Raw genomic sequence first — 25,049 nt, 5'->3', positions numbered from 1 at the left:
GGAGACCCCAGCGGCGAGGCTGGGCAGGGACTCGCAGCCGAGAACTAAACGCTGCTCTGCACAAGTTGCGTATCCCGCTCGAGGAGGCTGTCGGAGTCCGCGGCGTGCTCGGGTCGTGGCGTCCGAACTGGGCGGCCTGTGCGCTGAGTGTCGCAGTGGGCTGGGTGACCATGTGGGCTATGCGGCAGGTCTCGACCGCACTGGCAGAGGCCGGGGGCGCGCCAGCTGGTGGTGCGCTGATGACGGCTCAAGCCGGTCCGCACATGATCCCGCTCCTCGGCGCTTCGTGATGTGGAGCGTCTGTCCGACGAACCCAGACCTCTACGTAATCGAGCGGCTGCGGGAAGGTTACGGAACTGCATCTCCCGTTCGTACAACCATTTGCTTCTGTGTTGAAGGTCACCTTGAAACCGCCCGTCTTGTCCGGTTCGCCGCCGAAGTGCTCCCTGGTCAACGAAGGTAAGAAGCACTTAAGTTCACGCCGGTAACAATGAGAACTTCATGAGCAGGGCGTGGAGGGTATGCAAAGGCTGGGGCGGGGACCGTCTGGGCGGCGTTGGTGGGGGGTGATCGTCAGCGCGGCGCTTGGTGCGGGTGTGCTGCCGGCGCTCACCACGGTCGGCGCGCCCGTGGCAACGGCGAGTACAGCGGCTTCGGCGAGCGCGGAGTCGACGGGGCCGGCGGCCTCGGAGGACGAGGCGCTGGCCAGGGCGAAGAAGTCGGGGGAGCCGGTAGAGGTGGTCTCCCAACGGGGCGAGAGCAGCGAGGTCTTCGCGACACCACAGGGGGATCTGGAGGCTCGCGAGTATCTGCGTCCGGTGTGGACGCGACAGGACGGCGGCTGGAAGCATGTCGACACGGACCTGGAGGTGACCGGGGAGGGGACGGTCACCCCTAAGGCTGCGACGGTCGGCCTGCAGTTCTCCGGTGGTGGCGACAAGTCGCCTCTGGTCAAGCTGCAGCGCGCGGGACGCACCCTGTCTTTGTCATGGCCGACTGTTCTACCCAAGCCTGAGGTGAGCGGAGACACCGCCACCTATCACGACGTGCTGCCCGGCGTGGACTTGCGCATGGGCGCCCAGGAAGACGGTTTCACCCAGCTGTTGGTGGTGAAGACGGCCGAGGCCGCAGCCAGCAAAAGCCTGGCCGAGCTGCGCCTCGAGCTGGCTTCCAGAGGCCTGGACGTCAACGAGACCGCGGATGGTGGGCTCACGGCCACCGACCCGGGCGCCAAGGGTGCCGTCTTCGAGGCCCCCAAGCCGATGATGTGGGACTCCAGCACCGGCACAGCGGCCGGATCGACCGCCCCGGCGACCAAGGCCGCCCTGTCAGCAGCGGCTGACAGCGCAGATGCCGAACCTGCTGCTGGCGAGTCGGGCAAACTGGCTCCCGTCGGCGTCAACGTGCCTGACACGCAAGACGAGCTGGTCCTGACCCCGGATGCAGATGTGCTCAAGGGCAAGGACACGCGGTACCCAGTGTTCATCGACCCCCAGTGGTACTCGCCGCGGACCTCGGCGTGGACGATGGCGTCGAAGTACTGGGCCTCGTCCCCTCAGTGGAAGTTCAATGGCGACTCCGATGCCGGTATGGGCTACTGCAACTGGAACTACTGCGAGCCCAATGACACCAAGCGGCTCTTCTACCGCATCCCCGTATCCAAGTTCGCAGGCAAGTCGATCCTGTCGGCCGAGTTCGTGGTCCGCAACACATGGTCCGCCTCGTGTAGCAAGCGTGAGGTCGAGCTATGGGAGACGAAGGGCATCTCAGACAGCACCACGTGGAACTCACAGAACGCGTCCGGGTTCTGGATCAAGCAGGTTGCCTCGGACTCCTTCGCCTACGGCTACTCCGGCTGCAGCGCCAAGGACGCGGAGTTCAATGTGAAGTCCGCGGTCCAGACGGCCGCGAACGACCATGACTCGACCATGACGTTCGGCCTGAAGGCCGGCAGCGAGTCAGACGGCTACGGCTGGAAGCGGTTCTCCGACAAGGCTTACCTGCGCGTCCACTACAACCGCCCGCCCGCGCAGATGAAGACCTCGCAGCTGACCATGGAGTACGGCGGCACGTGCAAGCCGTCGTCCAAGGCCGCACACGTGCGCACCCTGGGCAAAATCTACGCGAACAATGTGACCGACCCGGACGGCGACAGCGTCTCCGTCCAGTTCCAGGCCGCCTGGGACGGCGGCTCGTGGAATCCGGCCAAGACCACGGCCAAGAAGTCGGGTTCGGACTTCGCGATCAGCCTGCCGTCCTCTATCCCCCAGAACAAGACGGTCAACTGGTACGCCCGCGTGTACGACGGGGCGCAGTACTCGCCTTGGTCGTACGCCGGTGATCCGCAAGCTTGCTACTTCGTTTATGACACCAAGGTCCCCAAGGCACCCTCGGTCAGTTCGGGTGAGTACCCGGCCTCCGACCCGGAGGACCCCAACGACCCGTGGTACGACGGCGTGGGCCGCTACGGTTCGTTCCAGGTGAAGGCCGCCGAGACCGATGTGACCACGTACTGGTACGGCGTCAATGGCGACCCCACCTCCAAGAACAAGATCACCACGTCGGGTGGTGCTGCGCAGATCGCGAAAGTGCTCCCGGCCAAAGCGGGCCTGAACTTCTTCACAGCGCAGGCATTCGACTCCGCCGGCAACGGCAGTGAGATCCGCACCTACCGGTACCGGGTCAAGGCCGGTCAGCCGGAGCGTGCTACCTGGCAGCTCGACGAGGAAGCGACCGCGACCGAAGCGAAGGGCTCGACGTCGGCGCGCACTCTGGCCCTGCACGGCGGGGCGACACCGGGCGTAGAGGGCGTGCAGGGCACCGCGGTGCACTTCAACGGCACCGACAGCTACGCCTCGACGGACCTGACGCCGGTGAACACCAGTGGTGGCTTCGCGGTGTCGGCCTGGGTCAAGCTTGACAAGATCCCGACCACCACGGCAGACGTTGCGGTGATGCCGGGCAACTCGGCGCCAGGACTCGAGCTGTACTACTCGAGCACCTACGGCTGGTCGTTCAACCAGTACAAGACTGACGACGTCAACGGCGGCATCGCGCGCGCCGCTCAGGGCAACACCAGCAAGGTCACAGCGGGGACCTGGACGCATCTGGTCGGGTCGTACTCCTCGACCAACGATCTTCTGCAGCTGTTCGTGGACGGCAAGCTTGCCGCGTCCACGCCCTACAGCACGCCGTGGGAGGCGCGGCGCGGTCTGCAGATCGGCGGCAGAAACCTCACCGGAACCTCGGAGTGCTTCTTCCCCGGCAGCATCGACCAGCTGCAGATTTTCGACAAGCCGTTGGCGCAGGACGAGGTCGACAAGCTCAACGCCAAGCAGACCATCGGTGACCCTGGCCGCCCCGCCATCGCCGTCTTCGACCTGGACGAGCCGTCGGACGCCACCGAGATCACCGGTCATGGTGGGGTGCTGCCCGCCAAGTACAGCGGCAAAGTGACCCCAGGCGTCGAGGGGATCGCGGGTAATGCCACGCGTTTCGATGGTACGTCCGGCTACGCGAAGATCGGGCAGACCAGCGGGCCGCACGTGAACACCGAACGCAGCTTCACCGTCTCGGCCTGGGCCCGCCTCGATAAGAAGCCGGACGGCGCCGCGGTCATCACTGCGCAGGCAGGCAAGGACAAACCCGGCTTCGAGCTGTACTACTCGTCCGCCTACGACCGGTGGGCGTTCAACCAGTACTCCGCGGACGCCCCCGACGCCACCCCGGTGCGCGCCATGCAGCCTGACGGTGTGAACGTGTGCGCACCGGTCAACGGCCAGAGCCCGTGTGTGGGGCGGTGGGTGCAGCTGATCGGCGTGCACGACACCATCGCCAACACGCTCACTCTGTACGTCAACGGCGTCAAGGCCGGCTCGACCACCCTGGTGGATGCCTTCTACGCGGACCAGTCGATGTACATCGGCGCCAGTAACTACAGCGGCGCCATGGGCGCTTACTTCCCCGGCACCATCGACGACGTCCGCGTCCTGGACCGGCCCGTCTCTGCTGAGGAAGCCCAGCAGATGTTCAAGCAGCGTGCCCTGGTCAAGGGCCGTTGGAACTTCGAGCAGATCCAGGGCACCCCGGCCACCACAGCGGACCTGTCCGACAACGCCAACACCATGAACCTGGGAGCCCAAGCGCACCAGGGCGCCGGCTGGATCGACAACAGCGGTCTGGAACTCGACGGCACCGATGACTACGCGGCTGCTTCCAAGCAGCCGTTGGACACCTCGGCCAGTTTCACCGTCACCGCCTGGGCTCGAGCCGCGGCCATCCCAGACCACAACGTGTCCGTGCTCAGCGCGGACGGCACCCACACCAGCCCCTTCGACCTGCACTTCACCCCGGATCCCAAGGATCCTGCAGGACTGGGCAGTTTCACGGCTGACCTTCACGACCAGGACGTCGCGGCCCCAGGGATGGCGAGCGTCTCCAACACCGAGATGTACCCGGTCACCGAGTGGAACCACCTGGCCCTGGTCTACGACGGGTTCGCCAAGGAAGCGCGCCTGTACGTCAACGGCGTTCTGCAGGAAACCGCCTGCAGCGACGACAACGGTGACGGCAATGCCGACGACACCTCGTGCCAGGACCTCATCGCCTGGGCAGAGAACGTCCTCACCTTCAAGACCGGAGGCACCCTGCAGGTAGGCCGCGCCAAGGCGGCCGACAAGTGGGGCAGTTACTTCCCCGGCAACATCGATGACGTGTGGGCCTTCCAAGGAGCGCTGAACGACAGCCAAGTCCAGGAACTGTCCGGCCAGTTCTTTGACATCCCCACCGACGTCCCCGCCGGATCCTGACCGCTGGGCCGGGAGCAGCAGATGCTGCTCCCGGCCCAGCCCCTTCCCAATTCCTCGTGGGCACCGCCCGCCGGCGCCCCCCAGACCTGGATGACGCATGTCCAAAACCAGAACGGCCCGCCAACGAGGCGGGCTCCGACGACCAGCGGTAACGCTGCTGTCCACAGCATTGGTCGCCTCGCTCCTCCAGCTCGTGGCTACTCCCACCGCAGGCGCCCTACCGGGGCTGCCGAACGCAGAGAAGCCCGTCAAGGGCGCGCACTCCATCCGCGTAAAGCCTCGCACCTTGACCAAGGGCCCCCGCGTCCCGGCCAAAGCCCCTCACGCAACATGGCCCAAGTCGACCACCACGACCGTGATCCTGCCTGACAGTAAGGTTGACAAGAAGCTCGCTCCGGCCGAAGACCAGCCCGTCAGCATAGGGCCGGCCGCCCCTCGGCGAGCAGGCAAGACGCGGTCGAGCGAGTCCCGGGTGACCGCTGTCACCACCCGGGTACTGGACCGCAAGCACGCAAAGCGCGCTGGCGTGAAGGGCATGCTGTTCACCCTGACACCGCAGAAGACCAAGACGGCACCTGAGCCGTCCGGCGATGTGTCGGTGGCCGTGGACTACAGCGCCTTCAAGACCGCCTTCGGCGGCTCCTATGCCTCGCGACTGACGCTGGTGGAACTGCCCGCGTGCGTGCTGACCTCCCCAGACAAGAAGAACTGTCAGACCGGGAAGCCCATCTCCACGGCCAACGACACCAGCAGCAGCACGCTCACGGCGAAGAGCATCACCCTTCAATCGGGCACCGCGACCGTCTTGGCCGCTGAACCGGCGGCGTCAGGCGATAAGGGTGACTACAAGGCGACCCCGCTGTCGCCGTCGTCCGCATGGAAAACGAACCTCAACACCGGTGACTTCAATTGGTCCTACCCCATGGGCACCCCCGGAGTGCCCGGTGGCCTCAAGCCCGACGTGAGCCTGTCCTACTCCTCCGGCTCCATCGACGGCCGTACGGGAGGCACGAATAACCAGGGCTCGTGGGCCGGGGACGGCTTCGACCTGTCCCCGGGCTTCATCGAGCGGCGCTACAAGCCCTGCGCAGACGACGGCGTCAAGAACGCCGATGGCAACAAGCCCGGAGACCAGTGCTGGGGCTACGACAACGCCTTCATCACCTTCAACGGCAAGGGTGGTGAACTCGTCGCGACCGGCAAGGATGACGAGTTCAAGCTGAAGCAGGACGATGGCACGCGCATCGCCCGTCTGAAGTCCACCAATCGAGGCAACGGCGATGACGACGGCGAGTACTGGCGGCTGACCGCGCCCGACGGCACCCGCTACTACTTCGGATACAACCGGCTCCCGGGCTGGGCCGACGGCAAGGAGACCACCGACTCGACCTGGACCGTACCGGTCTTCGGCGACGACGTCGGCGAGCCGTGCCACGCCGACGCGTTCGCCGACTCCTGGTGCCAGCAAGCCTGGCGGTGGAATCTTGACTATGTCGTCGACCCGCACGGCAACGCCATGGCCTACCACTATGGCAAGGAGACCAACTCCTACGGCCGCAACCTCAAGGCCACAGACGACACCTCTTATACCCGTGGTGGCTACCTGCAGCGCCTCGACTACGGGCTGACGTCTTCCAGGATGTTCGCCGATAAGCCGCTGGCCCAGGTGGTCTTCGACAACGCTGAGCGCTGCCTGCCCCAGGATGGTGTGACGTGTGCCGCCGATACGATCGATAACAAGGCCGCCTACTGGTACGACACGCCCTGGGACTTGAACTGCAAGGCGGGCACGGACTGCGACAAGGGCCGCTTGTCGCCCTCGTTCTGGACGCGTAAGCGGCTGACCGAGGTCACCACACAGCTCCTCAAGTCCGACGGCACCTACGGCAAGGTCGACTCCTGGAAGCTGAACCACCGCTGGGGTATGGCCGACACTGACTACCAACTCCTGCTCGACAGCATTCAGCACACCGGTGAATCGGCTAGCCCGTCCATCACGCTGCCCAAGACAACCCTCGCCTATACGCAGTTGGCCAACCGGCTCGACAAGACCGGTGACGGCTACGCACCGTTCATCAAGGCCCGCCTGTCCACGATTGCCGACGAGTCCGGTGGGCAAATCGACGCCAACTACTCGGCGCCGGTGTGTGACTGGAGCAATCTGCCGACGCCGGAGACGAACACCACGCGGTGTTTCCCGCAGTACATCGGCGGTGACAGCGAAAGCGACCCCGAACTGCAGTGGTTCAATAAGTACGTGGTCAACTCGGTCACTGCGACCGACCGCACCGGTGGTTCTCCCGATCAGGTCACGAAGTACCAGTACCTGGGCGATGCGGCCTGGCACTTCGATGACGACGACGGTCTGACCAAGGAGAAGAGCAAGACCTGGTCGCAGTGGCGCGGCTACGGGCAGGTTCGCGTACAGACCGGCGGCCAGGGTGGCGCCGACGCGATGAAGACCCAGAAGGACTCGTACTTCCTTCGCGGCATGGATGGCGACCGCAAGAACAAGTCCGGCGGTACCAAGTCGGTCACCGTCGCCCTCGGCGACGGCGAGGGCGACGCGATCACCGATCATGCGTCCTCTGCCGGGTTCGAGTACAAGTCCGTCACGTTCGACAAGCCCGACGGCAAGGCCATCTCCAAGCAGGTCAGCCAGCCCTGGCACTACGAGACGGCGAAGAAAGTGCGCGACTGGGGAACCGTCACGGCCAACTTCACCGGCACGCTCAACACCTACAACTGGACCTCCCTCGACGACGGAGCCGGGAGCAAGTGGCGCAAGACCTACAGCTCCTATAGCCATGACACTGTGGCCGGCAGGGTGACTGTCCAGCACGACGCAGGTGACACGTCCACCGCCTCGGACAACCGCTGCATCCGCACCGATTACGCCACCAACACGGCTGCCAACATCCTCAACCTGGTGTCCCGTGTGGAGACCGTCACTGGCGCCTGCGACGCCACGCCCGACCGGTCCAAGGACGTCGAGTCCGACGCCCTGACGGCGTATGACGGCAAGGCATACGGAGAGGCGCCGACCAAGGGGGACGTGACCGCAAGCGCCACGCTCAAGAGCCACGACGGAACGAAGGCCACCTACCTGGAGTCAGGTGCCACGTTCGACTCCTACGGCCGTGTCCTCACCAACACCGACATCACGGCGGACGTCACCGCCACGAGCGGTGCAGCACCGGTGCGCAGTCCGCGCAGCGACGGACGCACCACCACCACGACCTACTCACCCGCTACCGGACTTCTCACTCAGACAAAGGTGACTACGCCGCCGGCCAAGGCGCTGGACGCCACCACCGCGCAGACCACGACCAAGGATTTGGATCTGCGCGGCCAGACGGTCAAGCAGACCGACACCAATGGCAACGCCACCGAGTTTGCCTACGACGCTCTCGGCCGTTCCATCAAGGTCTGGTTGGCCGACCGTCAGAACACCCAGACCCCGAACTACGAGTTCTCCTACACGTACACGGAAGGCAAGCCGGTAGCGGTTGCCACCAAGACACTGGACAACAACGGTGGCCAGGTCGCGACCTATGTGCTGTACGACGGTTTCTTGCGCTCGCGTCAGACCCAGACACCAGGTCCTGACAACGGCTCCCTGGTTACGGATGTCTTCTATGACGAGCGGGGACTGGAGGCCAAGACCTTCTCGCCGTACTACACCACGGTCAAGCCGAGTACAGATCTCTTCAAGCCTGCTGACGCGCTCAGCGTGGAGAGCCAGACTCGTACCAGTTACGACGGTTTGAACCGGCCCATCCAAGTCCAGCAGATCGCTGGCAATGGGGACGGCGGAACAGTCCTGAACACCACGAAGACCATCTATGGAGGCGACCGGATCACGGTCATTCCGCCCGTCGGCGGTACCGGAACCACCACGGTAAGCGACGCGCGGGGCAACACCACGGAACTCCGCCAGCTTCACACCCGCAGCGCCGACGCCGCCTATGACAGCACGGTCTACCACTACAACCCGCGCGGCGAACTGGACAAGGTCACCGACCCGGCCGGCAGCTCGTGGACGTACACCTACGACCAGCTGGGCCACGAAAAAACCGTGACCGACCCCGACCGGGGAAAGACGGTCAACGAGTATGACGACCGCGGCCAGCTCGTCTCCGTCGACGACGCACGTACCGACGTGCCCAAGCTCGTCACTGTGTACGACAACCTCGGCCGCAAGACCGAACTGCACGAGGGCAGTGCGACCGGATCGCTCCGCGCCAAGTGGGTCTACGACACGGTCAGTGGCGCCAAGGGACAGCTCGCCGAATCCACGCGTTACGTCGGCGACCAGGCGTACACCTCGAAGATCAACGCTTACGACCGGCGCTACCGTCCGATCAGGACGGCCGTGGTCATTCCTGCTGCAGAAGGGAAGCTGCAGGGCACCTACCAGACCGGAACGACCTTCAAGCCGTCCGGCCTCGTCGCATCCATGAGCTACTCCGCGGCAGGTTCTCTGCCCGGTGGCTCGGTCAACTATGACTACGAGGACCAGACCCTGCGCCCCACGTCCGTTTACGGCCAGGGCATGACCAGCAGAGTCAGCTACAGCCTGACCGGCAAGCCTCAGCAGTTCACGATGGGCCTGACCGATGGCACCAAGAAGGCTCAGGTCACCAACACCTACGAATGGGGCACCCAGCGGCTGTCCAACTCGCGCGTCGACCGCACCGGCCAGAGTGGGGTGGACCGCAGCGTCACCTACGGCTACGACGAGTCGGGCAACATCCTGTCCATGTCCGACGTCTCACGGACTGGGATAGACAACCAGTGCTTCACCTACGACTACCTCAACCGCCTCTCGGAGGCGTGGACCCAGAACACCACTGCATGCGCTGCCGCACCAGCCGGTGACAAGATCGGCGGCCCGGCGTCGTACTGGCAGTCCTACACCTATGACAAGGCCAGCAACCGCAGCACCGAGACCCTGCACGACCCCACGGGTGACGCTTCCAAGAACATCAAGCGCACCTACGCCTACCCGGGCCCCGGACAGCCTCATGACCACGGTCTGAAGTCCGTCACCACGACCGGCCCGTCCGGAAGCAAGACCGATACCTACGACTACGACGCCACCGGCAACACAACGGCTCGACCGGGGCAGAGTCTGGCCTGGGACTCCGAAGGCCACCTCGCCAAGGTCACCGAGGGCGCCAAGACCACGGAGTACGTCTACGACGCCGACGGCAACCGTCTGATCGGTCGCACCAGCACCGGAACCACGCTCTACCTCGGGCACACAGAGGTCACCATCGCCAAGGGCGCGGACACGGCCAAGGCCACCCGCTACTTCGACCTCGGCGGTGGACAGAACGCCATCCGCAGCGACGACGGCACCTTCGACTTCACCATCGGCGACCACCAGGGAACCGGCCTCCTCTCCATCGACGCCGTCGACTTGGCCATCGCCCAGCGCCGAAGCGTGCCCTTCGGCGGAACCCGCGGCGAAACACCAAAGAACTGGTCAGGCAGCAAGGGTTTCGTCGGCGGCACGGACGACACCACCGCCACCGGCCTCACCCACCTCGGAGCCCGTGACTACGACCCCGCAACGGGCCGATTCGTCTCCGTCGACCCGCTCCTGGAGACCGACCACCCGCAAACTCTCAACGGCTACGCCTATGCCGCCAACAATCCCGTCACCTCATCGGACCCGACCGGTCTCTCGTCGTTCTCCTGCACAGGCAACGAGTGCGATGCCGAAGCGCAGTTCATGGAGTCGCATGCCGCGCCGGACATGATGAAGGGTGAGTCATGGGAGGACAAATACCCGTGGGAAATGGCGCACCTGAGCAACTACGACAACCGGGTCTTCACCAACACCTGTGACCTGGTCTGCTCGGCGACGCTCGACTACGCCATGAAGGCACCCAAGATCACCAACGCGAACATCTGTGGTGTGTCGGTGAGTAACGGGTGTGACGCCGGCTTCCGTGAACGTGCAGGACAAGACCTCAAGGACCTCACAGTCCTCGACGACTACTACAACTGCATGGTGCACCACGACGACACGGCTTGCGACGTCGCCGGTGGCGCATTCTCATCCGGTGGCGCCAGCATGGCTGGTGGTGCGGCGGTCACCCTCTCGAAGAGATTCGAGGGGCGCCTGCTCAATCGGGCTGAGGTCTATGCGGACAGTGCAGCGGCGCGAGCAGCTGTTGACGCGCAGATCGCCGCCAGGCTGTTTGGCAAAAAGAAGGCAGGACTGGCTGGCGTGCTGCGTACCAACGGTGGCGATGCCCAGATGCTTCTTTCGGTGAGCGGTGAGAAAAGGCAGCGAACAGGCGTCGTTCCTGACGTGGGGACAAAGGGCAACCCGGTCCGCTACCGTGCGACCGCTACGGGAAACAATAGTCGCGAGTTCGATACGGAGTACAAGATGCTCACGTATATCGCCAACCAACTCGGTAAACCTTCTGACGTGAGCGGGTCTCTCACCCTGTACTCTACTCAGCAGGCGTGTGTCTCTTGCACCCCCGTCATCGGCCAGTTTGCTCAAGAGTTCCCGAATATCAGAATCAACTACACGTCGGGCAAGTGAGGTAGAGTCGACGTTCTGAACGAGGGTTGAGGGTGACCATCCCGCGGACGGTCACCCTCAACCATTGCTGATCAAAGAGCAGGAGAGTGTCATTTTGACTACCCCAAAGTTCCCCGAAGTTGAGCCATGGTCGCCCCTTCATCAGGCGGTCGAAATGAGCGAATACGAGGAGCTTGCATCGCTCCTTGACTCCGGGGCCGATCCGAATGAAATTTGCTTCGGCTTCACTCTCTTGCAGCATGCGATCGAGCTTGAGGGTGACTCGGCGCTGCAGTCCGGAACCGCGGTGAATGCGGCCCTGACTGCGATTGTGCTTGCATATGGAGCGGACCCCAACTTCACATCGGATGGCGGAAAAACTGCTCTGGAAATGGCGCAGAGGTATAATCATGAACCTGCGATTCGATTGCTGAATAAATTCCCGGGCAAGCGGAGCGCTGGCTAGCCTGCCCTGTACGGCGTCCGCTACTCGCCATGCCTGATCGGACGCCACAGTACATTCCGGCCGGTCGCGAGTGGGTCACCGTGGTGGGTCGGCACTGCGAGGCGGGCGACATCCTGGCCGCCGACGCCGAACTCCCCGCCGACCTGTGCCCCGGAGACCTCCTCGCTGGGGGAGAGACGGTCGACCCCGCGCCAGCGAGGATGTTCCGTGCTGGGGCGTCGGCCAGCCCCCAGCCGGGGCCGCCACTCCGCCCAGCCCTACGGCCCCGCCGACTGGTGGTGCGTCCAAGACCAGCCCCGCATCCCCGCACTGGGCACGCTGTCCGCGGTCGTCGGCCTTCTTCATGAGCCTATTCTTCTTTCGTCTCGGCGGTCTTCATCCCTGGCTCGTGCGAACGCCGCGGCGCCCGGCGCTTCCTCACCGGCTGCCTGCTGCGCCTCGACCTGCCGTCCTCGTCGGCGCGCTGATGATCATTCCGGGCCTGCTGTACACCTACTACGTCCACTGCCGCGGCTACGGCCCGATCTCCTACCCGCGCTACTTCACCGACATCTACCTCGGCCTCGGCGACGAGCCCCTCGACTGGGCTGGCCCGTCCTGGCCCGGCCTCGTCCACGTAGCGCCAGGCGGTGGCCTGCGATATCGCGATCCCGGCGCCGAGCTGGGCGAACGTCTCGTTCTTGCGCAGGTGGACCAGCGTGAGCAGTGCCTGGTCGAAGCAGCCGAGCTTCCGCCAGCGGGTGTTGCGTGCGCGGCGGTGCTCGTAGAGCAGCCAGGAACATGCTCGACGAGCTCATGCGGGACGGAACCAACAGGGCCTTTTCGGTCGCTGGTGTGCTGGGTGGAATCACCACGCCAACGACGAGGGGCCCTGCCTCGTCACCACCCCGGCTGACCAGCCCATTTCACCCGCCCGCACAGGATGAAAGAGGTTCAGTGATCGCCCCCCGCTCGGCTGCCCGCCAATGCCGGTCCCGGACCAGTTTTGAAGTTCGATCAGTCATGGATCTGCCTGAACTGTGGTTGCCCAGCGAAGAACGGATCTCGGGAATTCTCCCTCGCCGCAGCATCCTCGCTGGGAGAATGGGCGGGTGCTGTCCCGAGTCCGAGGTCTGACTCATGACTACCTTGGCCGAAGTGCCTGGATCACACCCTGTCGGCTGCGGATTGAGGACGGTGCGTTGCCGGTGCCGGGTCGGCGGGGTGTGTCCCCGTAGGGGCCTGCCGATCAACAAGGCTCTCTCACTTACCTGACCGCCTGACGCCACCCGGTACCGGCAACGCGACGCGTTGACGGGCTGAGCAGAGAGCAGAGGGACGGGCATGCGCTGCGGCGAGACGGTACGAAAGGTCTTCCACCTGGTCAGACGTACGTACACGGCACCCCAGTCATAGGGGCGGTAGTGACTGATGAGAGGGTCAGGCAGGTGAGTGAGACGCCGAAGAACACCCTGCAATACCGCTTCGACGGGCCGGAAGACGCCCCGGTCCTGATCCTGGGTCCCTCACTGGGCACGACCTGGCACATGTGGGACCGCCAGGTGCCCGAGCTGGCCAGACAGTGGCGGGTGTTCCGTTTCGACCTCCCCGGCCACGGTGGCGCCCCCGCCCACCCGGTCGGTTCCGTCGCCGGGCTCGCGGACCGGCTCCTCGCCACGCTCGACGCGGCCGGCGTGCAGCGCTTCGGGTACGCGGGCTGTTCGCTCGGCGGCGCGATCGGCGCCGAGCTGGCGCTGCGCCACCCGCAGCGCGTCGCCTCGCTCGCCCTGATCGCCGCCTCGCCGCGGTTCGGCACCGCCGACGAGTTCCGCCAGCGCGGTGTCATCGTGCGCAGCAACGGCCTGGACCCGATCGCCCGCACGTCGCCCGAGCGCTGGTTCACCTCCGGGTTCGCCGCCGCGCAGCCCGCCATCACGGACTGGGCCGTCCAGATGGTCCGCACCACGGACCCCGGCTGCTACATAGCCGCCTGCGAGGCGCTGGCCGCCTTCGACATCCGCGCCGAACTGGGCGCCATCGGCGTCCCGACCCTCGTCCTGGTCGGCTCGGAGGACCAGGTCACCGGCCCGGCGCAGGCCCGTACGCTCGTCGCGGGCATCCCGGACGCCCGGCTCGCGGTGGTTCCCGGCGCCTCCCACCTGGCCCCGGTCGAGCAGCCCGCGGCCGTCACAGACCTCCTCGTGCGCCACTTCTCGTCCGCCTGGCTCCCGGCCTACGACACCGGCCAGCACGCCATCCCGGCCGCGCCCGTCAAGCCGGTCCTCGCGCCGCCGCCCCCGCCGGTCGCCCCCGTCGCCGAGATCGCCGCGGCCGCGCAGCCCGAGGCGGCCGTCCGCCCCGACCGGCACGACGTGGGCCTCAAGGTGCGCCGCGCCGTGCTGGGCGACGCCCACGTGGACCAGGCCCTGGCCACCGCCGACGACTTCTCCGGCGACTACCAGGAATTCGTCACGCGCTACGCCTGGGGCGAGGTCTGGAGCCGCCCCGGCCTGGACCGCCGGATGCGGTCCAGCGTGGCCCTGACCGCCCTGGTGGCCAGCGGCCAGCTCGACGGCCTGGCCGCCCACACCCGGGCGGCGCTGCGCAACGGTCTGACCGCCGACGAGATCAAGGAAGTCCTGCTCCAGACGGCGGTCTACTGCGGCGTCCCCGCGGCCGGCGCCGCCTTCAAGGTCGCCCAGCAGGTGATCCGCGAGGAGACGACCCCGCCGGAGTGAGCGGCAGGCAGGTAGCGCGCGCACCCGGCTCCCCGCGCCCGTGCGGGTCCGAGAGGAGCAGGATGGAGCCATGAAGCTCACGAAGAAGTCCCACTCCTGCGTCCGCCTGGAGAAGGACGGACAGACCCTGGTCATCGACCCCGGCGGGTTCTCCGAACAGGACGCGGCCCTCGGCGCCGACGTGATCCTCGTGACCCACGAGCACCCGGACCATTTCGACGAGGCACGGCTGCGCGCCGGGATGGAGGAGAACCCCGGCGCGCGGATCTGGACCCTGAAGTCGGTGGCGGAGCAGCTCGCCGCCGCGTTCCCGGGCCGGGTGCACACGGTCGGCCACGGGGACACCTTCACCGCGGCCGGTTTCGACGTCCAGGTCCACGGCGAACTGCACGCCGTCATCCACCCGGACATCCCGCGCGTCACGAACGTCGGCTACCTCGTCGACGCGGGCACGGTCTTCCACCCCGGCGACGCCCTCACCGTCCCCGACCACCCGGTCGGGACGCTGATGCTGCCCGTGATGGCGCCGTGGAACAAGATCTCCGAGGTGATCGACTACGTACGCGAGGTGAAGCCGGACCGCGCCTACGACATCCACGACGCGCTCCTGACCGATCTGGCCCGGCCGATCTACGACCGGCAGATCGGCGGCCTCGGCGGCGCGGAGCACCTGCGGCTGACGCCCGGCGACTCGGCCCGGCTCTGACCCCGCGGACGTCGAACGGGCCTTAGCGGCCGAGGAGTTCGAGCACCTCGTCCGTCGTGCCGAGCTCCGCGATCCGCGGGAAGATCTTGCCGAAGGAGTGCTCGTGGGACGCGGCGTCCGTGTCGGTCGTCGCGTCCGTCACGATCACCTGGTGGTAGCTCAGCTCGAACGCGGAGCGGGCGGTCGACTCGACGCCGATCGACGTCGAGATGCCGCCGAGCACGATCTGGGTGACGCCGCGCCGGCGCAGCTGGAGGTCGAGCTCGGTGCCGGTGAACGCGCCCCAGTGCCGCTTGGTGATCACGATGTCGTCGCCGAGCGGACCCAGCTCGGCCGGGAACTCGGCGAACTCGGGCGGCGGCGCCTGCGTCATGCCCGGCCCCTCGGACCGGCTCATCGGCAGGTCGCCGCCGTCGGGCGACCAGGTCACGCGGACACGCACGACGGGGAGCCCCTTGGCGCGGAAGGCGTCGGCGAGCCGGGCGCCGTTCTTCAGCACCTCGGCGGAGGGGTGCACGGTGGGCAGGCCGAGGATGCCGTTCTGGAGGTCGATGAGGACGAGGGCGGGGCGCTCGTCCAGGGGGGTGCTGATGCTCATACTCGGCAGGCTACCTGTCTGACAGGAAAACTTGCAAGGTTGCCTGTCTATGTGCCGAGGTGGCACGGGCCCGCTGTCGGACCCGCCCGGTAGGTTGGGACGCATGCGCATTGCTACGTGGAACGTGAACTCGATCACCGCGCGCCTCCCGCGCCTCCTCGCCTGGCTGGAGTCCAGCGGCACGGACGTGCTCTGCGTCCAGGAGACCAAGTGCTCGGCGGAGCAGTTCCCCACGGACGAGCTGCGGGAGCTGGGCTACGAGGCGGCGGTGCACGCGGACGGCAGGTGGAACGGGGTGGCGGTGCTCTCCCGCGTCGGCCTGGAGGACGTCGTCCGCGGCCTGCCCGGCGACCCGGGCTACGACGGCGTCGAGGAGCCCCGCGCCGTCTCCGCGACCTGCGGCCCGGTCCGCGTCTGGTCGGTCTACGTGCCGAACGGCCGCGAGGTGGACCACCCGCACTACGCGTACAAGCTCCGCTGGTTCGAGGCGCTCACGGCGGCCGTCGCGGGTGACGCGGGCGGCTCCCGGCCGTTCGCGGTCCTGGGGGACTACAACGTGGCGCCGACCGACGACGACGTCTGGGACATCTCGCTCTTCGAGGGGGCCACGCATGTCACCCCGGGTGAGCGGGGGGCGCTGGCCGCGCTGCGGGGCACGGGGTTGTCCGACGTGGTACCGCGGCCCCTCAAGTACGACCGGCCCTTCACGTACTGGGACTACCGCCAGCTCGGCTTCCCGAAGAACCGGGGTATGCGGATCGACTTGGTGTACGGGAACGCGGCGTTTGTTTCGGCGGCGAAGGATGCGTATGTCGATCGCGAGGAGCGTAAGGGGAAGGGGGCGTCTGATCACGCCCCCGTGGTGGTGGATCTGGACGTGTGACGCGGCCGCGGCCCGGTGGGGCTCCTCGCGCAGTTCCCCGCGCCCCTCAACGGTGGTCGTTCGGCTGCCGCACCGTCGTGGCTGGTCGCGCAGTTCCCCGCGCCCCTGAAGCATGCGGCTTCGCCGCAGCTCCAGCGCCCCTCAGGGGCGCGGGGTCAGGGTGGTGAGGGGCACCGCATGTGCCAGCGCCGCCAGCCCCGCGTCACCCGGATGCAAGTGGTCCCCGCTGTCGAACTCCACCCGCATCCGCGACGGCTCGGCCGGATCCCGCAGCACCGCGTCGAAGTCGAGCACCCCGTCGAACCCGGACCCGGGCCCCCGCAGGAACCCGTTGACCGCGACCCGCTCCGCGTCGGCCGCCGCCGTGCACAGCGCCTCCCCTCCGCACGGGGTGATCGTCGCCCCGACGACCCGCAGCCCCCGCGCGTGGGCCCGCCGCGCGACCTCCCGCAGCCCCGCCTCGACCTGCTCCGCGCTCGCGCCCCAGCGCACGTCGTTGACGCCTTGGAAGACCACGACGGTCCGCGCGGAGGTCTGTGCGAACACGTCCCGGTCCAGCCGGCGCAGGGCGCTGACCCCGCCGGTGTCCGTGGAGATCCCGTCCCCGGGGTAGCGGTCGGCGACCACCCGGTTCGCCGAGATGCCTGCGTTCAGCACGCCGTAGCGCGGCACGTCCGACTGGGCCAGCAACCGCCTGGCCAGGACGTTCGGCCACCGCCTGTTCGCGTCCGGCGTGGAGCGCACGCCGTCGGTGATGGAGTCGCCCAGCAGCACCACGGAGCCCGGCCCGCCGCCGACGTCGACGCCCGTGAGCAGCGGCCAGTACGCGAGCGTCGCGGTGTACGCCGTGCCCGCCGCCTCGGCCGCGTGGTCCCCGGGCCCGCTCACGTACGACGTCTGGAGGGCCTGGCTGTGCACGGGGGCCGCGGCCACCGGATCGGGGAGGTGGAAGCTGATCAGCAGGTCGGCGTCGGCGGGCACCCGCAGGCCGACCGGGTCGCTGTAGGCCTGGGCGCCCGCGGGCAGCCGGGCGCCCCGCGCGCCCCGGAACCGCAGCGGCACGGGCGCGCCCCGCGCCGCCGCCCCGGCCTCCCGTACCGCCACCGAGGCGCTCCCGATCCGTACCGGTGTCGACGCGAACGTGTTGTCGAGGCGGATGCGCACCCGCGGCCCGCCCACGCTCGTGTGCACGACGAGCCGCACCGTGCGGTCCGCCCAGGGACCCACCGCGGTGTACCCGGCCGGGGAGGCCGCCCAGGTCCCGGTCCACCCCGTCGTCGCCGCGCGCACCGAGAGCGCGAACACGTGCAGCGCGGCGCCGCCCGTGGCCCGCGGCAGCTCCACCGAGGCGATCCGGCGGTGCGCCCTGACCGGCACGGTCACGACGTACAGCCGTGTCCTGTCGAGGAGTTGGCCGCCCGGGGTGTTGCGGTGCGGCAGCGCGACCGTCTTCGTGGCGAGCGGTCCGGCGCGCCAGTCGGGGGCGGTGAGCGTGTACCCGGAGCGCGTCCCGTCCGCGTAGCGCACGGCGCCCGGACCGCGGGCGTCCCCGCCGGTGCCGGCGACCAGGAACGCCAGCGCGTCGCCCTGGCCGCTCACCCGGACCCGCTGGCCGTTCGCCCGTACGTTGTCGGGGCCGGACCCCGCCGAGCGCGGCCAGGTCAGCCGCGCGCCCTCAACTCCGAGGCCGGTCCCCGGTGTCCAGCCCGCGGCCGTCAGGTCCTGCGCGGACAGGGAGCCGCCCGCCCCGTCGAAGTCCGCCCGCGCGGGTGACCGGTCGTCGCTGACCGCCCGGTTGTCGAAGAGCCGCTCCAGCGGGAGCGGCCCGGGTCGGTGCGGGGCGGCGGCCTGGGCCGCCGTGTGCGGGCAGAGCCCCGCGCAGAGGGCCAGCAGGACGGTCGTTCCCCAGGTGCGTCGGCGCAAGACCGGCTCCCTTCCGTGTCGCGGCCGGTGTGACAGGTGCGCCACGAAGGTAGGAAGGGGGTGGGAAGGCGTCAACGAGGTACGCCCGAATGCGGCGTGAACTCACCGGGAACGTAGGCCAGCGCGCCTGTGGTGCGAGCGCGGGGCCGGATGCGAGGGTGGACGGTATGAAGATCCCTTTCGTGGACAACTGGCGCAAGAGGCACGGCGCCGCGGCCGTGGCCGTCTTCCCGCCGGACGGTGCCGGCGCCGCCGGAGTCGGTGAACTCCTCGCCGAGTGCGAGCTGTTGCGCGCCCAGGCCGAGCGCTCCGGCGTCGAACTCGACGACTCCGTCCGGTCGTTGGAGGCCCTCGACCAGCTGGTGCCGCGCTGGCGGGAGGACGAGGAGGCGCTGCTCTGGCTCGGCAACGACGCGGGTCTGTACCTCGGCACGGTCCTGGTGCGCCGGGTGCCCGGCGCCGCCTGGGTGATCTGGCCCAACGGGCAGCCGGTGGTGCGGCTCGCGTCGGGCCGGGAGATCGACGTCGTGGAGGCCGGCCAGGCCTGGGCGGCGAGCGGCGCCCCCGAGTTGTCCCAGTTCTACGCCGAGGCCGCGGAGTCCTAGGACCTGTCGTTGAGCCGCAAATACGGTTAATGCCCATAAGTGCGTGTCGTCTGCTAAGTCCCATATCTGCATGGATAGTTTGCGCGGACCGACACAGCTGAGAGTGGGCAGGTACTGCCATGGCCGTCGATCCGTTGATCGAGCTGCGTGACGTGAACAAGTACTACGGGGAGCTGCATGTCCTGAAGGACATCGACCTCACCGTCGGCAAGGGGGAGGTGGTGGTGGTCATCGGCCCCTCGGGGTCGGGCAAGTCGACGCTCTGCCGGACGATCAACCGGCTGGAGACCATCCAGTCCGGATCCATCCGGCTCGACGGACAGCCGCTGCCCGCGGAGGGCAAGGCGCTCGCGCAGCTCAGAGCCGAAGTCGGCATGGTCTTCCAGTCCTTCAACCTCTTCGCGCACAAGACGGTCCTGCAGAACGTCTCGCTGGCCCAGGTGAAGGTCAGGAAGCGCAAGAAGGAAGCGGCCGACCGGCGCTCCCGCGAACTCCTCGACCGGGTCGGGCTCGCCGCGCACGCGAACAAGTTCCCCGCGCAGATGTCCGGCGGCCAGCAGCAGCGCGTGGCCATCGCCCGCGCCCTGGCCATGGACCCCAAGGCCCTGCTCTTCGACGAGCCGACCTCGGCCCTCGACCCCGAGATGATCAACGAGGTCCTGGAGGTCATGCGGCAACTGGCGCGCGAGGGCATGACGATGGTCGTCGTCACCCACGAGATGGGCTTCGCCCGCACCGCCGCGGACCGCGTCGTCTTCATGGCCGACGGCGCCGTCGTGGAGGACCGCGCCCCCGAGGACTTCTTCACCCACCCCGAGAGCGAGCGCGCCCGGGACTTCCTCTCCAAGATCCTCAAGCACTGACGGGGGAGTGCAGCACGCATGTCGCGCACATCGCTACAACTGCTCGCCGCCCTGGCGCTGACGGCGCTCGCCGCCACCGCCTGCGGCAAGGACGGCAGCCCGCCCGTCAAGGGCCCGGCTGGAGACCGACTGCCCCGGTACGCCGTCGCCCAGGGGTTCTCCCTGCCCGCCTCCCGCACGTGGGAGAAGGCCGAGCGCCGGGGCCACTTCGTCGTCGGCGCCAAGGAGGACCAGCCCTACCTCGGCGAGAAGAACCCGGCGAACGGCGTCTACTCCGGATTCGACATCGAGATCGCCAAGATGGTCTCCGCCTCGCTCGGCCTGGACCCCAAGAAGATCACCTTCAAGACGATCGCCTCCGCCAACCGCGAGACGGCCCTCCAGAACGGCCAGATCGACTACTACGTGGGCACCTACACCATCAACGACAACCGCAAGAAGCTCGTCGGCTTCGCCGGTCCCTACTATCTGGCCGGTCAGTCGCTGCTCGTGCGCACCGACGAGGACGGCATCAAGGGACCGGACGACCTCGACGGCAAGCGCGTCTGCTCCGCCGCCGGGTCCACCCCCTACCAGCGCATCCAGGCCGACCACCCCGAGGCGGACCTCGTCGCCTACGACACGTACTCGATCTGCGTCGACAACCTGCTGACCTATCAGGTCGACGCCGTCACCACCGACGACGCGATCCTGCTCGGATTCGCCGCGAAGGCGCCCGACGAGATGAAGCTGGCCGGCCGGCCGTTCTCGAAGGAGCCCTACGGCATCGGCCTCCCGAGGAGCGACAACGCGCTGCGGTCCGCCATGAACGACGCCCTGGAGGCCCGCCAGAAGAACGGGGACTGGAAGCGGGCGTTCGCGGCGACGCTCGGCCTGTCCGGCGCGCCCGCCCCGAAACCGCCCGCCGTCGACCGCTATCCGGCGAGCTGAGGAGGGGCCACGTGAATGTCCTGACCGACAACTTCTCGACGTACTGGAAGGGCTTCCTCGGTACCGTCGAACTCACCGTCTACGCCTCGATCCTCGCCCTCGTGCTCGGCTTCGTCATGGCGTCCTTCCGCGTCGCGCCCGTCGGCTCCTTCCGCGCCCTCGGCACCGCCTGGGTCACCGTCCTGCGCAACACCCCGCTGACGCTGCTCTTCTTCGCGGTCCTGCTCGGGCTGCCGCGCTTCGGGCTCGTACTGCCCTTCACCGTCTTCGCGGTACTCGCGCTCGGCTGCTACACCTCCGCGTTCATCTGCGAGGCGCTGCGCTCGGGCATCAACACGGTGCCGCGGGGGCAGGGCGAGGCGGCCCGCAGCCTCGGCATGACGTTCGCCCAGACGCTGACCGCCGTGATCCTGCCGCAGGCCTTCCGGTCCGTCATCCCGCCGGTCGGCTCCACCCTCATCGCCCTCGCCAAGAACTCGGCGATCGCTGGCGCGTTCAGCGTGGTCGAGCTGCTCGGCACGTACAAGACCCTCAGCGAGCTCGGCTACAACATCATCTGGACGTTCGTCTGGATCGCGCTCGGCTACCTGATCATCACGCTCGCCATCAGCGCGGTCTTCAACCTCCTGGAAAAGCGCTGGGGAGTCGCCCGATGACGCGCACGATGAAGGCGCTCGACCACAGCGCCACCGCCCTCTACGACATCCCGGGCCCCAGGACCGAGCGCCGCCACCGCCTCTACGGGCTGATCTCCACGCTGCTCGTGCTCGCGCTGCTCGGCTGGGTCCTCTATCTCCTCTTCGACACCGACCAGTTCACCCGCACGAAGTGGACACCGTTCGAGTACAAGGGCATCCAGGAGCTGTTGCTGCGCGGCCTCGGCAACACGCTCAAGGCCTTCGCCCTCGCGGCCGTCCTCTCGCTCGTGCTCGGCACCCTCCTCGCCGTGGGGCGCCTCTCCGACCACTGGCCCGTGCGCCGGCTCGCCACGCTCTTCGTCGAGTTCTTCCGCGCCATGCCGGTCCTCGTGATGATCTTCTTCATCTACGTGGCCCTGAAGGCGGAGCCCCTGTCCGCGCTCGTGGCGGGCCTGACCCTCTACAACGGCTCCGTGCTCGCCGAGGTCTTCCGCTCCGGCATCAACTCCGTGGAGCGCGGGCAGCACGAGGCGGCCTACGCGCTCGGGATGCGCAAGTCGCAGGTCATGACCCACGTCCTCGTGCCGCAGGCGGTCCGGGCCATGCTGCCAGCCATCATCAGCCAGCTGGTGGTGGCCTTGAAGGACACCTCGCTCGGCTATTTGATCACCTATGAGGAGTTCCTCCATGCCGGGAAGCTCATCGCGTCGAACCTCGACTACGATTTGCCCTTCATCCCCGTGGTGATGGTGATCTCGCCGATCTACATCGGGATGTGCATGGTGTTGTCGTGGTTCGCCCGGTGGGTGTCCAAGCGCCAGCGGCGCAACCCCAAGACGGACGCCGCGGACGTCGCCGCGGCGGAACCAGGGACGCTGCTGCCGGGGGTGCAGTAGGCGGAGCATGGGCAGTCACCGCCCAGCAGCCGGAGATCACTCCGCACATCCCGTGCGGAGAAGGTCAGCTGCGCGCGGGACGGGACGCGCCTGCTTGCCGAGGCCGAGCGGGCCCTTGTCGCATTCGTACGCGACAGGGGCACCGCTCCCCTTGGTTCTCACAGCCTTAGCTTCAGGAGTGGCCGCAGAAGAGGAAGACCGGCCGCGTCGCCGGCCCGGCCCGCCGTCAGCCGCGCCAGGACCACGTCCTCGGCGATCCCCGGTTCCAGGCGGTACCGCTCGGCGCCGATCCGGAAGGCGCCGCGGTCCGGGCCCGGTTCGCGGCGGGGCGCGAAGACGTCGTGCCGGCGCACCGTCAGCTCGGGGCCGCCCGCCTCGCGGCCCACGACCAGCAGCGACTCGGCGTTGCCGGGCAGCCCGGAGAACGCCTGCTCGCGGCGGAGCCGGCGCTTCCCCAGGGAGCCGCGGGCGAGCCGGCCCGGCGCGGCGCCGACGCCCGCCGCGATCAGGCCGGGGACGAGGATGCGCACGTCTTCCGTCATGGGCGCGCACTCCCACCAACACACGCACCGGTGTTCAAGGGGGTCCTGACGGCCGTACGAACTCAAGTTACGCTGCGCAGACGCCTGTTGACCGGAGGTACTGATGAGGAGTCCAGTCGCGCGGAATCTGGCCCTGTGCGCGGTGGCGGCGTCGATGGTGGCGGTCGGGGCAGCGGCCCCGCCCACCGCGGCCGCCCACGGCCCGGGCGGCGCCGGGGGCGCCGCCCGGAAGGCCCCGGTCGCCGTCGGATACGGCGGCGCCGTGGCGAGCGTCGACGCGGACGCCTCGGCGGCCGGGATCGAGGTGCTGCGCGCCGGGGGCAACGCGGTGGACGCCGCCGTCGCCACCGCGGCCGCGCTCGGCGTGAGCGAGCCGTACTCCTCCGGCGTCGGCGGCGGCGGTTACTTCGTCGCCTACGACGCCAGGACCCGCACGGTCCACACCCTCGACGGCCGCGAGACGGCGCCGCTGACGGCGGGCCAGGACCTCTTCCTGGAGGACGGCAAGCCGCTCCCCTTCGACGCCGCGGTCACCAGCGGCCTGAGCGTCGGCACCCCCGGCACCCCCGCCACCTGGCAGGCCGCGCTCGACGCGTGGGGCTCCAAGCGGCTGCCCGCGGTGCTCGCGCCCGCGGAGCGGCTGGCGCGCCGCGGATTCACCGTCGACGACACGTTCCGCGCGCAGACCGCGCAGAACGAGGCACGGTTCCGCGCCTTCCCCGACACCGCGCGGCTCTTCCTGCCGGGCGGGCGGCTCCCGGTCGTCGGCTCGACGTTCAAGAACCCCGACCTGGCCCGTACGTACCGGGAGCTGGCCCGTGAGGGGACCGGGGCGATGTACCGCGGGGACATCGGCGCCGACGTCGTCAAGACCGTCAACAAGCCGCCGGTGGCCCCCGGCTCGTCGTACCCGGCCCGGCCCGGCAAGCTCTCCGCGAAGGACCTGAAGGCGTACCACGCCCTGTTCCGGGCCCCCTCGAAGACCTCCTACCGCGGGCTCGGCGTCTACTCGATGCCGCCGTCCTCCTCCGGCGGCACCACCGTCGGCGAGGCCCTCAACATCCTGGAGCGCACGGACCTGTCGAAGGCGTCGAAGACGCGGTACCTGCACCGGTTCATCGAGGCGAGCCGGATCGCCTTCGCCGACCGGGGCCGCTGGGTGGGCGACCCCGCCTTCGAGGACGTGCCGACCGAGCAGCTGCTCTCGCAGCGGTTCGCCGACGCGCGGGAGTGCCTCGTCTCGGACGACGCCGTGCTCAAGAGCCCGCTCGCGCCCGGCGATCCCCGCCACCCCGGCGCCTGCGGCAAGACCGGTGACAAGGCGGCCCCGACGACGTACGAGGGCGAGAACACCACCCATCTGACCACCGCCGACAAGTGGGGCAACGTCGTCTCCTACACCCTCACCATCGAGCAGACCGGCGGCAGCGGCATCACCGTGCCCGGCCGCGGCTTCCTGCTCAACAACGAACTGACCGACTTCTCCTTCGCGCCCGCGAACCCCGCCGTCCACGACCCGAACCTGCCGGGACCCGGCAAGCGGCCGCGCTCCTCGATCGCCCCGACGATCGTGCTCGACCGGGCCGGGCGGCCAGTCGTCGCGCTCGGCTCGCCCGGCGGGGCCACCATCATCACCACGGTCCTGCAGACCCTGACCGGCTTCCTCGACCGGGGCCTGCCGCTCGTCGACGCCATCGCGGCGCCCCGCGCCAGCCAGCGCAACGCCGCGCAGACCGAGCTGGAACCCGCCCTGTACGACAGCGCGCTGCGCGGGAAGCTGGAGGCGATCGGGCACTCCTTCAAGGCCAACCCGGAGATCGGCGCCGCCACCGGCGTCCAGCGGCTTCCGGGCGGCAAGTGGCTCGCCGCCGCGGAGACGGTGCGGCGCGGCGGCGGCTCCGCGATGGTGGTCGACCCCGGCCGGTGA

Annotated in this window: 14 protein-coding genes and 3 pseudogenes; 13 read left to right on the top strand and 4 right to left on the bottom strand. The window is 68.3% G+C overall.

Annotated features, from left to right (window positions below):
* Window positions 1-521 precede the first annotated feature (521 nt).
* From ABZY33_RS23095 to ABZY33_RS23080, 4 genes and pseudogenes are all read left to right on the top strand, one after another.
* On the top strand, window positions 522-4,808 hold the full coding sequence (locus tag ABZY33_RS23095) for a LamG-like jellyroll fold domain-containing protein (RefSeq protein WP_356493534.1): 4,287 nt from the start codon (window positions 522-524) through the stop codon (window positions 4,806-4,808).
* Between the two features lie 97 nt (window positions 4,809-4,905).
* Window positions 4,906-11,376 (top strand): RHS repeat-associated core domain-containing protein, encoded by a 6,471-nt coding sequence (locus ABZY33_RS23090; protein WP_356493521.1) that lies wholly within the window; start codon window positions 4,906-4,908, stop codon window positions 11,374-11,376.
* Window positions 11,377-11,440: 64 nt separating this feature from the next.
* On the top strand, window positions 11,441-11,821 hold the full coding sequence (locus ABZY33_RS23085; protein ID WP_356493520.1) for an ankyrin repeat domain-containing protein: 381 nt from the start codon (window positions 11,441-11,443) through the stop codon (window positions 11,819-11,821).
* Window positions 11,822-11,988 (top strand): annotated as a pseudogene (locus tag ABZY33_RS23080) (diaminopimelate decarboxylase); the annotation flags it as partial.
* Window positions 11,989-12,428: 440 nt separating this feature from the next.
* Here ABZY33_RS23080 and ABZY33_RS23075 read toward each other — a convergent pair.
* A pseudogene (locus tag ABZY33_RS23075) lies at window positions 12,429-12,675 on the bottom strand (transposase family protein); the annotation flags it as partial.
* A 573-nt stretch (window positions 12,676-13,248) separates the two neighbouring features.
* Here ABZY33_RS23075 and ABZY33_RS23070 point away from each other — a divergent pair.
* Both ABZY33_RS23070 and ABZY33_RS23065 read left to right on the top strand, forming a co-directional pair.
* Window positions 13,249-14,538: an alpha/beta fold hydrolase gene (locus tag ABZY33_RS23070; RefSeq protein ID WP_356493519.1), complete on the top strand. Its 1,290-nt coding sequence runs from the start codon at window positions 13,249-13,251 to the stop codon at window positions 14,536-14,538.
* A 70-nt stretch (window positions 14,539-14,608) separates the two neighbouring features.
* On the top strand, window positions 14,609-15,244 hold the full coding sequence (locus tag ABZY33_RS23065) for an MBL fold metallo-hydrolase (RefSeq protein ID WP_356493518.1): 636 nt from the start codon (window positions 14,609-14,611) through the stop codon (window positions 15,242-15,244).
* A 22-nt stretch (window positions 15,245-15,266) separates the two neighbouring features.
* On the opposite strand, the gene ABZY33_RS23060 is transcribed toward ABZY33_RS23065, so the two are convergent.
* Window positions 15,267-15,842: an isochorismatase family protein gene (locus tag ABZY33_RS23060; RefSeq protein ID WP_356493517.1), complete on the bottom strand. Its 576-nt coding sequence runs from the start codon at window positions 15,840-15,842 to the stop codon at window positions 15,267-15,269.
* Window positions 15,843-15,945: 103 nt separating this feature from the next.
* On the opposite strand from ABZY33_RS23060, the gene ABZY33_RS23055 reads away from it, so the two are divergent.
* Entirely contained in the window at window positions 15,946-16,725 is a 780-nt protein-coding gene (locus tag ABZY33_RS23055) for an exodeoxyribonuclease III (RefSeq protein WP_356493516.1), read from the top strand.
* Between the two features lie 141 nt (window positions 16,726-16,866).
* On the opposite strand, the gene ABZY33_RS23050 is transcribed toward ABZY33_RS23055, so the two are convergent.
* On the bottom strand, window positions 16,867-18,648 hold the full coding sequence (locus ABZY33_RS23050; RefSeq protein ID WP_356493515.1) for an SGNH/GDSL hydrolase family protein: 1,782 nt from the start codon (window positions 18,646-18,648) through the stop codon (window positions 16,867-16,869).
* Window positions 18,649-18,815: 167 nt separating this feature from the next.
* Here ABZY33_RS23050 and ABZY33_RS23045 point away from each other — a divergent pair, with 167 nt between their 5' ends.
* The 5 genes from ABZY33_RS23045 to ABZY33_RS23025 all read left to right on the top strand — a co-directional run bounded on the left by ABZY33_RS23045 (window position 18,816) and on the right by ABZY33_RS23025 (window position 22,580).
* Window positions 18,816-19,253 carry a DUF6278 family protein gene (locus ABZY33_RS23045; RefSeq protein ID WP_356493514.1) on the top strand — a complete coding sequence of 146 codons (438 nt, stop codon included), beginning with the start codon at window positions 18,816-18,818 and terminating at the stop codon, window positions 19,251-19,253.
* A 119-nt stretch (window positions 19,254-19,372) separates the two neighbouring features.
* The gene (locus tag ABZY33_RS23040; protein WP_356493513.1) at window positions 19,373-20,116 is read left to right on the top strand and encodes an amino acid ABC transporter ATP-binding protein; all 744 of its coding nucleotides are present in this window, start codon (window positions 19,373-19,375) and stop codon (window positions 20,114-20,116) included.
* A gap of 18 nt (window positions 20,117-20,134) precedes the next feature.
* Complete coding sequence (locus ABZY33_RS23035; protein WP_356493512.1) at window positions 20,135-21,046, top strand: glutamate ABC transporter substrate-binding protein; 912 nt, start codon at window positions 20,135-20,137, stop codon at window positions 21,044-21,046.
* An 11-nt stretch (window positions 21,047-21,057) separates the two neighbouring features.
* On the top strand, window positions 21,058-21,702 hold the full coding sequence (locus ABZY33_RS23030) for an amino acid ABC transporter permease (protein WP_356493511.1): 645 nt from the start codon (window positions 21,058-21,060) through the stop codon (window positions 21,700-21,702).
* Window positions 21,699-22,580, top strand: a complete 882-nt coding sequence (locus ABZY33_RS23025) for an amino acid ABC transporter permease (RefSeq protein ID WP_356493510.1) — start codon at window positions 21,699-21,701, stop codon at window positions 22,578-22,580. Before ABZY33_RS23030 ends, ABZY33_RS23025 begins: the two co-directional genes overlap by 4 nt.
* Window positions 22,581-22,761: 181 nt before the next feature.
* Here ABZY33_RS23025 and ABZY33_RS23020 read toward each other — a convergent pair.
* Window positions 22,762-23,122, bottom strand: a pseudogene (locus ABZY33_RS23020) (hypothetical protein); the annotation flags it as partial.
* Window positions 23,123-23,225: 103 nt separating this feature from the next.
* On the opposite strand from ABZY33_RS23020, the gene ggt reads away from it, so the two are divergent.
* The gene (ggt, locus tag ABZY33_RS23015) at window positions 23,226-25,049 is read left to right on the top strand and encodes a gamma-glutamyltransferase (RefSeq protein WP_356493509.1); all 1,824 of its coding nucleotides are present in this window, start codon (window positions 23,226-23,228) and stop codon (window positions 25,047-25,049) included.

Source organism: Streptomyces sp. NPDC006552 (assembly GCF_040611655.1).
GTDB lineage: Bacteria > Actinomycetota > Actinomycetes > Streptomycetales > Streptomycetaceae > Streptomyces.
The sequence above is the reverse complement of the archived record's forward strand: the minus strand, read 5'-3'. Positions and strand labels throughout refer to the sequence as shown.